The organism is Streptococcus sp. HMSC057G03 (assembly GCF_001808745.1).
GTDB lineage: Bacteria > Bacillota > Bacilli > Lactobacillales > Streptococcaceae > Streptococcus > Streptococcus parasanguinis_Z.
This window is the reverse complement of sequence record NZ_KV794425.1, coordinates 36042-49698: the sequence shown is the minus strand read 5'-3', so window position 1 is coordinate 49698 and position 13657 is coordinate 36042. Positions and strand designations below refer to the sequence as shown.

Annotated in this window: 12 protein-coding genes; 3 read left to right on the top strand and 9 right to left on the bottom strand. The window is 40.8% G+C overall.

From position 1 onward, the window contains the following. Positions 1 to 287 precede the first annotated feature (287 nt). Positions 288 to 749 (top strand): hypothetical protein, encoded by a 462-nt coding sequence (locus tag HMPREF2686_RS10575; RefSeq protein ID WP_024054733.1) that lies wholly within the window; start codon positions 288 to 290, stop codon positions 747 to 749. A 251-nt stretch (positions 750 to 1000) separates the two neighbouring features. Here HMPREF2686_RS10575 and HMPREF2686_RS06075 read toward each other — a convergent pair whose 3' ends face one another. The 4 genes from HMPREF2686_RS06075 to yycF all read right to left on the bottom strand — a co-directional run bounded on the left by HMPREF2686_RS06075 (position 1001) and on the right by yycF (position 4370). After that, entirely contained in the window at positions 1001 to 1387 is a 387-nt protein-coding gene (locus HMPREF2686_RS06075; protein ID WP_070449711.1) for a YbaN family protein, read from the bottom strand. Between the two features lie 119 nt (positions 1388 to 1506). Then, positions 1507 to 2316, bottom strand: coding sequence for an MBL fold metallo-hydrolase (locus HMPREF2686_RS06070; RefSeq protein ID WP_023918725.1), 810 nt, complete (start codon positions 2314 to 2316; stop codon positions 1507 to 1509). Between the two features lie 7 nt (positions 2317 to 2323). Further along, the gene (gene vicK / locus HMPREF2686_RS06065) at positions 2324 to 3676 is read right to left on the bottom strand and encodes a cell wall metabolism sensor histidine kinase VicK (protein WP_003008150.1); all 1353 of its coding nucleotides are present in this window, start codon (positions 3674 to 3676) and stop codon (positions 2324 to 2326) included. Further along, positions 3669 to 4370, bottom strand: a complete 702-nt coding sequence (gene yycF / locus HMPREF2686_RS06060) for a response regulator YycF (RefSeq protein ID WP_024054739.1) — start codon at positions 4368 to 4370, stop codon at positions 3669 to 3671. Before yycF ends, vicK begins: the two co-directional genes overlap by 8 nt. Positions 4371 to 4870: 500 nt before the next feature. Here yycF and HMPREF2686_RS06055 point away from each other — a divergent pair, with 500 nt between their 5' ends. Next, a complete protein-coding gene (locus HMPREF2686_RS06055; protein ID WP_070449709.1) occupies positions 4871 to 5920 on the top strand; it encodes a DUF389 domain-containing protein in 1050 nt (349 codons plus the stop codon). 211 nt (positions 5921 to 6131) lie between these two features. Here HMPREF2686_RS06055 and thrS read toward each other — a convergent pair whose 3' ends face one another. From thrS to ccpA, 5 genes are all read right to left on the bottom strand, one after another. Next, on the bottom strand, positions 6132 to 8075 hold the full coding sequence (gene thrS, locus HMPREF2686_RS06050; protein ID WP_070449706.1) for a threonine--tRNA ligase: 1944 nt from the start codon (positions 8073 to 8075) through the stop codon (positions 6132 to 6134). A gap of 87 nt (positions 8076 to 8162) precedes the next feature. After that, complete coding sequence (locus tag HMPREF2686_RS06045) at positions 8163 to 8558, bottom strand: hypothetical protein (RefSeq protein WP_223345244.1); 396 nt, start codon at positions 8556 to 8558, stop codon at positions 8163 to 8165. A 302-nt stretch (positions 8559 to 8860) separates the two neighbouring features. Continuing rightward, on the bottom strand, positions 8861 to 10183 hold the full coding sequence (locus tag HMPREF2686_RS06040; protein ID WP_070449703.1) for a glycosyltransferase family 4 protein: 1323 nt from the start codon (positions 10181 to 10183) through the stop codon (positions 8861 to 8863). Position 10184: 1 nt separating this feature from the next. Beyond that, positions 10185 to 11183 carry an LTA glycolipid anchor biosynthesis glycosyltransferase, IagA/BgsA family gene (locus HMPREF2686_RS06035; RefSeq protein ID WP_070449700.1) on the bottom strand — a complete coding sequence of 333 codons (999 nt, stop codon included), beginning with the start codon at positions 11181 to 11183 and terminating at the stop codon, positions 10185 to 10187. A gap of 141 nt (positions 11184 to 11324) precedes the next feature. Next, positions 11325 to 12329, bottom strand: coding sequence for a catabolite control protein A (ccpA, locus tag HMPREF2686_RS06030; protein ID WP_049507478.1), 1005 nt, complete (start codon positions 12327 to 12329; stop codon positions 11325 to 11327). Between the two features lie 160 nt (positions 12330 to 12489). On the opposite strand from ccpA, the gene HMPREF2686_RS06025 reads away from it, so the two are divergent. Continuing rightward, the gene (locus HMPREF2686_RS06025) at positions 12490 to 13572 is read left to right on the top strand and encodes a M24 family metallopeptidase (protein WP_049483716.1); all 1083 of its coding nucleotides are present in this window, start codon (positions 12490 to 12492) and stop codon (positions 13570 to 13572) included. Positions 13573 to 13657: the final 85 nt, after the last annotated feature.

The following is a 13657-nucleotide window of genomic DNA, read 5'->3' as shown; positions in this document are numbered from 1 at the left end:
TTTTAAAACGATTACCATTAGATATCCATTAGATACAGTTGATTGCTTTTACTATATTTTAGGTTTGTTTGGATATCGATCCAATAAGTTGAATACCACGTTTTGTAAGTTTGCTCCATGAATTTTAAGTTTCTTCAACTTTCGCATTTCTATATCTTACCAACTTAATGCCCACTTCTTATAGTGAATTTTATTTCTTTACCTCGTTATTATTTCATTCCCCTTCGTTATTTGATATAATTAAAACAAAAGAGTTTGGGATTGAAATAATAATAAGGAGTATTACTATGAAAATAGGAGTTAGAAAACCCAGTCTTTCAAAGAGTTTAAAAGCTCGGACAACATCGAAATTAAAGAGACAGGTTAAACGAGCAATCATTCCAACATACGGCCAAAAAGGGACAGGCCTTATTAAAGATCCTAAACGTGCAATATACAATAAGGTATATAACAAAACCACTGTGGATGCTTTCAGCAGTGTTAAGAAAGGAAATATAAATTACCAACGAACAAATCGTGGTCTTTATACATATAGAGGGGCAAAGGTATATCCAGCTTCTTCTTGGTATTTTCCTGTAGGATTATCTGCATTTTGTAGCCTTTTATACTTTACCATTAACCCTGTTATCGCTTGTATTTTTTTGATTATCACACTCATTCTCTTTGTTAAGAAAATAAAAAATAATCCTTTCAAGACGCAAAAGGATATACAAGAAATGTTAGAAAAGATAACTGAGTTAGAACAATGATATAATAGATACATATCACAATAAGAGATATTTAATAAAAGATGGATCAACTCTTAAATATACTTTAATCATATTTAAGAGTTGATCCTTTTATAGAAAACTAAAAATCCTAAAGTAGATCGCTTATTAAAATTTCTTGAAGCGTAGTCAACGCACCAAAACCCTTGATACACAAGGGTTTTTGCTTTTATACAAAAAAAGAAGCACGAACGCACTTCTTTTCCTAGTTCTAGGGCCTGATTTCTCCATTTTTAATCAGGATCTTCGTCTGTTGGATTTTCAGGCTTATTAGGGATCACTTTTAAGAGATAAAAGGTGATAAAAATCGTCAAAGCCCCTAAAGCAAGCTTCACCCAAATAATCGGGGCCAGATAGATCGAAATGCCCATCAGGATGTAGATCTGAAGAAGGATCCATTTTTTCCGTTCTTTGGCAATCGATTTGGTCTCTCGATAATCCGATACATAGGTTTGATAAAGCTTGGTTTGGTAGAGCCAAGTTTCAAAGCGTTTGGAACTTTTAGCAAAGCAAGCCATAGACAACAGTAAAAAGGGAGTCGTCGGTAAAATCGGTAATGGAATCCCAATAATTCCTAATCCCAAAGACATAAAACCAATCGTAAGATAAACAAGGCGCATTTACTTCTCCTTCACACAATACAAATTTCGAACCTTTTCAGTAAACAAAAAAATAAAAAACCTACATCTATGTTTAAAAAAGGAAGCAACTAACAAGATGACAGTTGCTTTTCTCTATTTTATATCTTCGTCAAAGGGGTCGCGGTATCTGGCGAGGTATCTAACACCTCAAAATCATGGCCGACAGCTAGATCTGCTCGAGCCAGTTGATTCTCCATGGTCATATGGGCCAATTCTTTGATATTGTTCTCTTTTGACAAATGCCCAAGATAAATCTTCTTGGTGCGATTTCCCAAGGTTCGGATCATGGCATCTGCACCATCTTCGTTAGAAAGGTGGCCTAAATCAGACAAGATCCGCTGCTTCAAGCGCCAAGCATAAGAACCTGCTCGAAGGATCTCTACATCATGGTTGGACTCAATCAAATAGCCATCCGCATCCGCGACGATGCCTGCCAAGCGATCACTCACATAGCCCGTATCCGTCAGCATGACGAAGCTCTTGCCATCCTTCATAAAGCGATAGAATTGAGGGGCTGCAGCATCGTGACTGACCCCAAAACTTTCGATATCGATATCGCCAAATGTCTTGGTCTTCCCCATTTCAAAGATGTGCTTTTGAGCATCATCGACCTTTCCTAGATACTTGGTGCCTTCCATAGCCTTCCAAGTCGCTTCATTAGCATATAGATCCATGCCATATTTCCGCGCTAAAACACCCACACCATGGATATGGTCTGAGTGTTCGTGCGTAATCAAAATGGCATCTAAGTCTTCTGGTTTACGATCAATTTCAGCCAATAGTCCCGTAATCTTTTTCCCTGATAGCCCTGCATCAATAAGCAGTTTTTTCTTTGGCGTCTCAAGGTAGAAAGAATTCCCACTAGAACCTGAAGCTAAAATACTATACTTAAATCCCTCTTCTGTCATTGACTCCTTATTCTTCCTCTTCTGTATCCCAGTCGTCTTTAATAGCGTCTTTGTCGTACGGCAAGACAATGGTAAAGGTAGATCCCTTGCCATATTCACTCTTGGCCCAAATAAAGCCTTTGTGTTGCTTAACGATCTCCTTAGCAATGGCTAAGCCCAGACCAGTCCCTCCTTGGGCCCGGCTACGTGCCTTATCCACTCGGTAAAAGCGATCAAAAATGCGAGGCAAGTCTTTCTTGGGAATTCCCAAGCCCTCATCTGAGATGGAGATAATCAACTGGGCATCTGTCGTTTTCATCCCTACCTTGATCTTTCCACCATCAGGTGAGTACTTGATGGCATTGTTCAAGATATTGTCGATCACCTGGGTCATTTTATCCGTATCAATTTCAACCCAGATCGGGGTGATCGGGTATTCCCGGATCAGTTCATACTTCTTAGTATCTTCTTGCGATTGACTCTTGATCTTATCAAAGCGGTTCAAAATAAAGGTGATAAAGGCCGTAAAGTTGGTCAACTCGATGTCCAACTGACTGGTTTCATTGTCGATTCGAGAAAGACTCAATAGATCTGTGACCATGCGCATCATGCGGTTGGTTTCATTGAGTGAAACTTTGACAAAATCTGGTGCTACCGGCTCTGACAAAGCGCCATCGTCAAGGGCTTCCAGATAGGATTTCACACTGGTCAACGGTGTCCGTAATTCATGACTCACATTGGAAACAAAGAGGCGACGTTCCCGCTCTTCCTTGTCCTGCTCTGTCGTATCGTGCAAGACAGCTACCAGACCAGAGATAAAACCTGACTCGCGACGAATCAAGGCAAAGCGCACACGAAGACTTATGTATTCCCCATTTTCATCCTGGGAATCGATGGTCAACTCTGGTACTTCTGTAATCAAGCTGCGCAGATCATAGTCATCTCCAAGCGAAAGCAAATCCAGAATACTGGTATTGAGCACCTCATCCGGATTAACATTCAATTGCTTGGCTGCCATTTCATTGACCATGATGATCTGACCGCGTCTATTGGTCGCAAGCACTCCGTCTGTCATGTAAGAAAGGATACTGGTCAAACGCTTGGTTTCTTGTTCCAAGTTTTCATGCGTCAGGCGAATAACTTCAGACAGATCATTGATACTATTGGTCATATCCGTCAGTTCTGGACTTCCTTGCATGTCAACCACTTCGGAATAGTCCCCTGCAATCAGATCCTTAATTTTGGCGTTTAATTGTCTGAGCTTGATATTGTCCCTACGGTTTTCTAGCAAAAGCAAGGCTACCACAATGATAAACCCAACCGTAATCAGAACAAAGACAAAGTTCGACGACATTACAAATTGTTTTAGTTGATCAATCATTGTTTCTCATATAATATCCGACACCACGGCGGGTCAAGATATATTCTGGACGTCCTGGTGTGTCCTCGATTTTTTCACGCAAACGACGAACCGTCACGTCCACTGTCCGAACATCACCAAAGTAATCATAGCCCCACACCGTCTCAAGAAGGTGCTCACGGGTCATCACTTGACCGACATGGGTCGCAAGGTGATAGAGCAATTCAAATTCGCGATGGGTCAAGTCCAATTCTTTGTTGCCTTTTTGAACCAAGAAGGCATCTGGAAGAATGTGAAGATCACCAATGACAATTTCCGTATCGGCATCATTTTCAAGCTGAGGATCAGCCGCAAACTCAGAACGACGCAACAAAGCTTTCACACGCGCTTGCAATTCTCGATTGGAGAAGGGTTTGGTGACATAGTCATCCGCCCCGATTTCAAGCCCGATGACCTTATCAAATTCCGTATCCTTAGCAGATAGGACAATGATCGGCACATTGCTAGTCTTACGAATCGTACGCGCCACTTCCAAACCATCAATCTCTGGCAACATCAAATCAAGAATAATAATATCCGGATTTTCAGCTGCAAAGACCTCTAAAGCTTCCCGACCATCAAAGGCTGTCAATACCTCATAGCCTTCTTTTGCCATGTTAAATTTGATAATATCTGAAATTGGTTTTTCATCATCAACTACTAATATTTTTTTCATCTTACATACCTGTTTCTAATGCTACTTTTCCTTATCAATCTCTATCTTCTTATTATATCAAACTTATGAAGAAATGTGGAGTCTCAATTGCTGGACTTTCCAATAAGATAAAGCAAAAAGATTGAGATCATGACATCTCAATCTTTTCTTTTTGTATTATTTTGAAACGCGGGATTTGTTGGAGATATCAGCTAGGATTGCTGCTACATACTCATCATGTTTAAACATTAAAACGGTATCTACTTTCAGAGGAGATATCGTTTTTCTTCTTCGGATAAGGATACAAAAATTTCTGCCTTCACTATCTTTTAAATTGATTGAGTTCTTCAGAGAAAGACTGTAAACTTTTTGATATAATATCAAGGATGGACTGATGGATATTTAAAAAATTATGTTCAAAAGAATGACAGGTGAGAATTAAAAATATGTAAGATTGGACAGAGGTCTCTCTACCATCGTCTATGCAGAAACAAGATTATATGAAATAAAAGGAGTAACCAATGACCGGAAACTATTCAACACGTGAATACCGTGAAAAATTATATGATGATCTTCATGTTCGATTAAGAGATACTGCAATTTTAATGTGTGCGATTTTTATTGCCTCTATAGGTCTAAATATGAATTCAACAGCTGTTATTATTGGAGCCATGCTGATTTCCCCTCTTATGACACCGATTGTTGGACTGGGATTCGGTTTAGCTATTTTTGATACGCGTTTAATCAAGCAATCTCTAGAGGTTTTATTGACTCAAGTGTTGGTCAGTTTGCTTGTCTCGACTCTGTATTTCTGGATTTCTCCCTTGTCTTATGCAAGTAGCGAGTTGATCGCACGAACCTCTCCAACCATTTGGGATGTTCTCATTGCTATTGCTGGTGGGATAGCAGGTGTCATTGGTTCAAGAAAAAAAGAAGCAAACAATATCGTGCCAGGAGTAGCTATTGCAACAGCTCTGATGCCACCTATCTGCACTGCAGGCTATGGTTTAGCTAATGGAAATGTACGATTTTTATTTGGGGCTCTCTATCTTTTCTTGATCAACTGTGTCTTTATCATGCTAATCAATATTGTTGGAACAAGAATTATGATGAGACAATCTCCCTTAAGTTCATTTAAAGAGCTAAACATGAAAATGAGAATTGGGTTGATCTCCTTGATTGTATTATTGGTTCTTCCAGCCAGCTATTCAGCAGTCACTCTGACGATGGATCAAGCACGAAAAGAAGGGATTAAACAGTTTGTAGGAAAAGAGTTTGCCAATCATACGATCATTAATCAAGTCTACAAGTCAAGTAGCAATGAATTGGTCTTGACAGTTGTTGGAGATCCGATTTCAGAAGAAGAATTAGAAACCATTCGCCAAAAACAAGACTCTTACGGTATTCAATCTGTTCAATTGAAAGTCAATCAAGTCCATAATTCGACAAAATTAGATAGTGAGACGACCAAGGAATTTTACGAAAACATTGACAAGTATATCGATCAAAAACTCTCTGAAAAAGATTCACAAAACGATCTCGTAAAAGAAAATGAAGCAGACAAGGATTGAGGATAGTCAACTTATCTAACTCATGGAAGCAAATCTTGGGAGGATATCCTATATCCAAAAGTTCATGGATAGAAAGGATTGTTGATGAGGATACTATTTGTGGCGATTTGACCGATCACTACTAGCTCAGGTTAAACAAAATAGAAAAAGCAACAACTGAAATAGTTGTTGCTTTTTCTTACTAAAAAATATTTATCAGACTGTGATCGTTTTATTTCTCAACACGAGATTTATTTGCAATATCTGCAAGAATCAATTCTACAAATGTATCTACCGGCATGGCTTCTGTTTCTTTTTGACCATAACGTCGAACGTTTACAGCCTGCTCTTCCATTTCCTTGTCACCAACGATTAATTGGTAAGGAATTTTTTGAGTTTGAGAAGCACGAATCTTGAACTGCATTTTCTCATTGCGTTCGTCTACATCGGCACGGACACCACGGTCACGAAGTTTCTTAGCTACTTCCCAAGCGTAGTCCACGTGTTTTTCGTTCGATACTGGGATGAGAGTTACTTGGTGAGGGGCAAGCCAGGTTGGGAAAGCTCCCTTGTAGTTTTCAATCAAGATCGCAGTAAAGCGTTCCATGGTTGAGATTACCCCACGGTGGATCATGACTGGACGGTGTTCTTCCCCGTCTGCTCCAATGTAATGAAGATCAAAGCGTTCTGGAAGCAAGAAGTCCAATTGGATAGTTGAAAGAGTTTCTTCTTTACCAAGAGCTGTTTTCACTTGGATATCCAATTTTGGTCCGTAGAAGGCTGCTTCCCCTTCAGCTTCATAGTACTCAACACCCATATCATCAACGGCTGCTTTCAACATGCGTTGAGCATTTTCCCACATTTCATCGTTATCAAAGTATTTGTGTTTGTCTTCAGGATCACGGTAAGATAAGCGGAAACGATAATCTGTCAAGTTAAAGTCTTCATACACATCGATGATCAATTGAAGGATCTTCTTGAATTCTTCCTCGATTTGTTCTGGAGCCACAAAGGTATGACCATCATTCAGAGACATTTCACGCACACGTTGAAGTCCTGTAAGGGCACCAGATTTTTCATAACGGTGCATCATACCGATTTCAGCGATACGGATTGGCAATTCGCGGTAAGAGTGCACATGGTGTTTGTAGACTTCAATGTGGTGAGGGCAGTTCATTGGACGAAGAACAAACTCTTCTCCATCCCCCATATCCATTGGTGGGAACATGTCTTCGCGGTAGTGATCCCAGTGACCTGAAGTTTTATAAAGTTCTACAGAAGCAATTGGTGGAGTGTAGACGTGTTGGTAGCCTGCTGCTACTTCTTTATCAACGATGTAGCGTTCCAACTCACGACGGATGGTCGCACCATTTGGCAACCAGAATGGAAGACCTTGACCAACTTCTTGAGAAATCATGAACAAATCAAGCTCTTTACCAAGTTTACGGTGGTCACGTTCTTTAGCTTCTTCACGCATTTGGAGATAGTTCTTCAAGTCTTTCTTGTCAAACCAAGCGGTACCATAGATCCGTTGCATCATCGCATTGTCGCTATTCCCACGCCAGTAAGCACCAGCAACGTTAAGAAGGTGGAAGATTTGGATGCGACCAGTTGATGGGACGTGTGGGCCACGGCAAAGGTCAACGTATTCACCTTGACGGTAGATGGTCAAACCACCTTCGTCTTCTGAGTGTTCTTCGATCAATTCCAATTTGTATGGATCATTTTTGAAGATTTCACGCGCTTCATCCTTGGTCACTTCTTCACGGATAGATGGGAAGTTTTCTTTCACGATTTTCTTCATTTCTTCTTCGATACGAGGAAGGTCTTCGTTAGAGATTTGACCAGCTTGGTTGTCTGTATCGTAGTAGAAACCATCTTCAATCGCTGGACCAACACCCAAGTGGATATCTGGGAAGAGGCGACGAGCTGCTTGGGCAAACAAGTGAGCTGCTGAGTGACGCAAGATTGGAAGAGCGTCTTCGTGATCAGGTGTCACGATTTCAATGCTTCCATCTTCGGTGATGGCACGAGTTGTGTCAATCAATTTGCCGTTGAATTTACCAGCAAGAGCTTTTTTAGCCAAAGAATTGCTGATTGATTGGGCAATTTCAAAAGTTGTAACGCCAGATTTGAATTCACGAACAGCGCCATCTGGGAAAGTAATCTTAATCATGATTTTCTCCTTAAAAATTTATCGTAATTTAAAATTGAGGTTTGAAGAAATAGCAAAGGGTCAGTTATAAAGAACAATTATATTTGTTTATCTAACTGAATGATGCTTTAACATTTTCATTCTATAAACAAAACAAACTGTAGAAATTAGTAAATAACTTACCAAGGAAAGGATTAAAGACATATATTGCTCATCAGTCATTGTTTTACTACTCATGTATATCCTTATCGGATAGCTTTTTAGTGCGTTGAATAGATAAATACCAGCAGTAAGACTTAAAAGATATCCTGCTATCACGAGTTCCTTTTTCTTAAAAAACATTAAGATACCGAGAAAAGGAGCAAGAAATGGTATAAGAGGGATAAATGCCATAAATGCAAAGAAAACAATGTACGTTGAACCCCATAGACTAAGAGTTTTCATTAGCCATACATAGACTATAAAGTAGATACAGGCAATCACCCAGAACAATGTTTTCTTCATATCAATCTCCATCTTCACTTTTTTGCGATTAACTATTCTCCAAACAAAAAAGCGACCTCCTCAAAAGGACGTCGCAACGTGGTTCCACCTTCATTTATGTTCCTCAAAAAAGAGGGACACCTCTGATTGGCTCTAACGTAGCCACCGTTTTATGTTTGCATAAAAGAATCACGAGTAGTCCCAAACCTATCCTCTACGCGATTTCCAGCCCCACGCGCTCTCTATCAGATTTCCTAGATTTGATATGTCTCTGTCAGTTATTATAGCACGATTGAAAAATTTTGCAAGAAAAAGTTTCATTTTCAATCAAAGAAATGTGTGATTTTACGGATTTTCTTCACTTGTTTGACCGAAGCCTTCATCATCTTCACAGATCCATTGACCGGAAGAGCGATCACCTTGGTCGGGATTTTCACAATGGTCTTAGACATCCGCTTGACCCGACTTTGCTCAGGATTCAAATCATTTGAAAAGTCTTTAGAGATGATTTTATCCAAGTAAAATTCGTAGACCCGACGGCCAAAGGTTGCTGCAGAAATATCATCAATCTTTTCTGCCCACTTGGTCTCATCGATTGCAGGCATCTCGTCAATCGCTTCAAGAATTGCTTGCGCCAGATCGCTCTCTTCATAAAAGAGCTTTCCAAACATAGGGTCATCAATCACATGATCGAGATAAGGATTGCCATGAGCGATGATCGGGGTACCACTTGCAATACTCTCTAAGTAGGTCAACCCTTGCGTCTCACTCGTTGAAGCTGAAATAAAGAAGTCAGCCGCTTTATAGTAGAGTGCTGTCTCATTTGGCGGGATCATCCCTGTAAAGACAACCGCATCTGAAATCCCCAGTTTCGCCGCTTGTTTTTTCAAATCATCCAAATAAGGACCATCCCCAGCAACGATCAACTTGACTTTTTGATTGACCTTTAGAACGTCTGGAAGGGCCGCAATAACAGCCTGAATATTTTTTTCATAAGAGACCCGCGACAAGCTCAATAAAAGCGTTTCATCTTCTGCTACTTCATATTTTTCACGAAGAGCTGCAGTCTCTGTCGGAGTAATTTCTGGCCGGTCAAACTTGGCCAAATCAATCCCTGTCGGAATAATGCGTTTTTCTGCCTTGACCTTGTACTTTTGGAGCAAGTCATAGACGATCTCGCTTGGGCAGATGACGCCGTCCAGATCATTCATATAACTTCTCACAATGTATTTGACCATACTTGGGCGAATGACCATGCCTCTCGCAATATATCGGACATAGTCCTCATACTGAGTATGGTAGGTATGAATGACTGGAATCCGCAATTCGCGTCCAATCCAAACTCCCAAAAGGCCTAATGAAAACTCAGTCTGGGTATGGATAATATCCAACTGGTATTGCTTGGCAATGGCAAGTGCCTTTGAAAAACCACGATAAGCAACGCGGCGGTCCTTAAAGGCGAAGAAAGGCACACTTGGAATCCGAATAATCTGCCAATCTTCATAGCGGTTCACATCTTTATCCGTTGTCGTAAAGATAAAGACCGTGTGACCCAATTTTTCTAATTCTGTTTTGAGCGTCCGAATGCTGGTCGCCACTCCCGAAACTTGCGGGAAATAGGTATCTGTAAATAATCCTACACGCATCTTACATCTCCAAAACTGTTTGATAGGCATCGACCAATTGATGAGCCACTAAGTCGATCGAACGACTCTCAGCAACCTTGTAGCCAGCCTCCCGCTTATCTACTTGTCCGTTCAAGACCTTGTTCAAGGAATCCACAAATTCATCCACATTGTGGCACAATTCAGATGAGCTCTCGTCGATCCAGCCATTGTATACGGGAATGTCCCGCAAGACCGTATGCTGATGACTAGCCAAAGCTTCTAAAACAACGATTCCTTCCGTTTCTTCATAAGATGGGAAGAAGAAAGCATCTGAACCCGTCATAGCCCCTTGGAAGACCGCTCCCTTGAAATAGCCAGGGAATTCCACATTACTAGGATGATCCTTTTCCACCAAGCGACGAATCTTACGCGGAATGATCCATTTATTGATAGAACCAAGCCAAATAAAACGCACATCCGGCATGCGACGGGCCACTTCTACGAAATCTTCAATCCCTTTGCGTTTAAAATAAAGCCCCGCACAGATAACAACCTTTTGGCCTTCTTGAATATTAAAATGCTTGCGAAAGACTTCTTCTTTTTTCGGATCCTTCTTGTATTTTTCCAAATCAATCCCATTGGAGACCGCGATAATCGGTGTTGTCACCCCATAAGACTGAATCAGATGTTTGGAATACTCAGATGGCGTGATCACATAGTCTGCCTTTTGGTACATGTGAGCCAAATACTTTCCAAACAAGGGCGCAAAAAAGTTAGACCCGATAAAGGAATTTTCAAAATCCTCACGGGTTGAATGACCATGCATGATGACTTTCTTTCCACGACGTTTTGCTGCATGGAGCAAAAGGAAACTCCGTGGGCCATAGGTATTGATATGCACCACATCATAATCCCCTAAAATATCTGTCGTATACGGAATCCCAGCCAAATCAAGCGCATGCATTTGGTGCTGCAAGGCTCGACCAATTCCTGATTTTTGTAATACGGATTTTCCTTCTAAATACAGTAAAACTTTCATACCTTCTATTATACCGAAATAAAGAGTGCCCAGCAAGTCTCTACCTGTTTCTAGTATAAAAAAGAGGCTAGAACAGTTTTGTTCTAACCTCTCAGACTAGTAAACACGTCTTCCCAAGTCGAGACTCTAGTCTACTAATCCTTATTTTTTCGTCGTTCCACGTTGGTTGATCGTATGAGACAACAACACTTCGCGTTCTTCCAACTCTTCTTTGTGCATGATCTTGGTCAACATACGCATACTAATCGCACCAAGGTCATACAAGGGTTGGCCAATCGTTGATAGATTTGGACGCGTGTAACGTGTTACTTGTGAATCATCACTAGTAATGATTTCAAAGTCTTCTGGTACTTTGATACCGTGATCAGACAAGCCATTCAAGAGACCTGCAGCCAATTCATCACCTGTCACAAAAGCAGCTGTTGCTTTTGACGCAATGATGCGTTCTGCCAAGTTGTAACCTTCATCATAACGGTATTTCGATTCAAAGACAAGCCCTTCGCTATAGCTCAATTTTTTCGCTTTCAAAGCTTCCTTATAGCCTGACAAACGAATTTTTCCATTGATATCATCCACCAATGGGCCACTTACAAAAGCAATTTTCTTGTTGTGTTTTGCCAATTGTGCAACAGCATCCACTGTTGCTTGCTTGTAGTCGATATTGACACTTGGTAATTGGTGCTCAACATCCACAGTTCCAGCAAGGACCACTGGTGTACGTGAGCGTGAAAACTCTGAACGAATCTTTTCTGTCAAATGATAGCCCATGAAAATGATCCCATCTACTTGTTTAGAAAAGAGGTTGTTCACAACTGAAACTTCTTTGTCATCGTCTTCATCACTATTTGCAAGGACGATGTTGTACTTGTACATTTCCGCAATGTCATCGATCCCCTTAGCCAATGTAGAGAAATAGCTATTCGTGATGTTTGGAATCACAACACCGACTGTTGTGGTTTTCTTGCTAGCAAGACCACGCGCAACAGCATTTGGACGGTAATCCAAGCGTTCGATCACTTCCAAAACTTTTTTACGTGTATTTTCTTTAACGTTCTTATTTCCATTCACTACACGACTAACGGTTGCCATTGAAACCCCTGCTTCACGGGCGACATCATAAATCGTTACTGTATCGTCTGTATTCATAAGATTTCCTTTCATTATTGAAAATTTCGTTTTCACTCTCTAATTAATCCTATTTTATCATGGATTGTAAACACTTTCAAGTATTTTGGTAAAATTTTGTAAACTCTTGCTTTTTTGGGGAAAATTTGACAAAATAGATCCATAGAAAGAAGGTAGCATTATGTCTAAATTAGATCAAATCGTCGAATTTCTTGAAACTGAAAAAACAGACGTCGCTGTTGTATCTGATCCTGTCACGATCAATTACCTGACTGGATTTTACAGTGATCCCCACGAACGCCAACTCTTCTTGTTCGTCTATACAGACCACGAACCCCTTCTCTTCGTTCCTGCACTTGAAGTGGAACGGGCGACTGCAGTTGTCGATTTCCAAGTAGTTGGCTATGTAGATTCTGAAAACCCTTGGGAAAAGATTAAAGGGGCTATCGCTAAACCAGATGCCAAAACTGTTGCACTTGAATATGATAACTTGATTCTGACCAAGTACAATGGATTGCGCACTGTCTTTGAAAAAGCGGAATTTACTAACTTAACACCACGGATTAACCGCATGCGCTTGATCAAATCTGCTGATGAGATCCAAAAGATGTTGGTGGCCGGTCAATACGCAGATAAGGCTGTCAATATGGGTTTTGACGCCATCTCACTGGATAAAACGGAAACTGATATCGTGGCAGAAATCGACTTTGGCATCAAACGCTTGGGCTATGAAATGAGCTTTGAAACTATGGTCTTGACGGGGAATAATGCAGCTAACCCACACGGAATTCCTGGAAGCAATAAAGTCGAAAACAATGCTCTCTTGCTCTTTGACCTTGGCTGTATGGTCAATGGTTATGCATCAGATATGACCCGTACCGTCGCGGTTGGAAAACCGGATGATTTCAAAAAAGAAATCTACCACTTGACGTTAGAAGCTCAACAAGCAGCCATCGATATGATCAAACCTGGTGTAACCGCACATGACGTTGACCGTGCTGCACGGAGCGTCATCGAAAAAGCTGGCTATGGTGAATACTTCAACCACCGCCTTGGACACGGTATCGGTATGGATGTGCATGAATTCCCTTCTATTATGGAAGGAAATGACCTGGTGCTTGAAGAAGGCATGTGCTTCTCAGTCGAACCTGGGATCTATATCCCAGGTAAAGTCGGAGTCCGTATCGAAGACTGCGGCTATGTCACAAAAGACGGCTTTGGACTCTTTACAGAAACCAGCAAAGACTTGCTTTACTTTGACTAATCCTTTTGTAGATCCAAGTCGCAGCAAACAGAATGTTTCGTCAATAAATATAAAAAATGAGGCTGGGACAAAAGTCCTAGCCTCT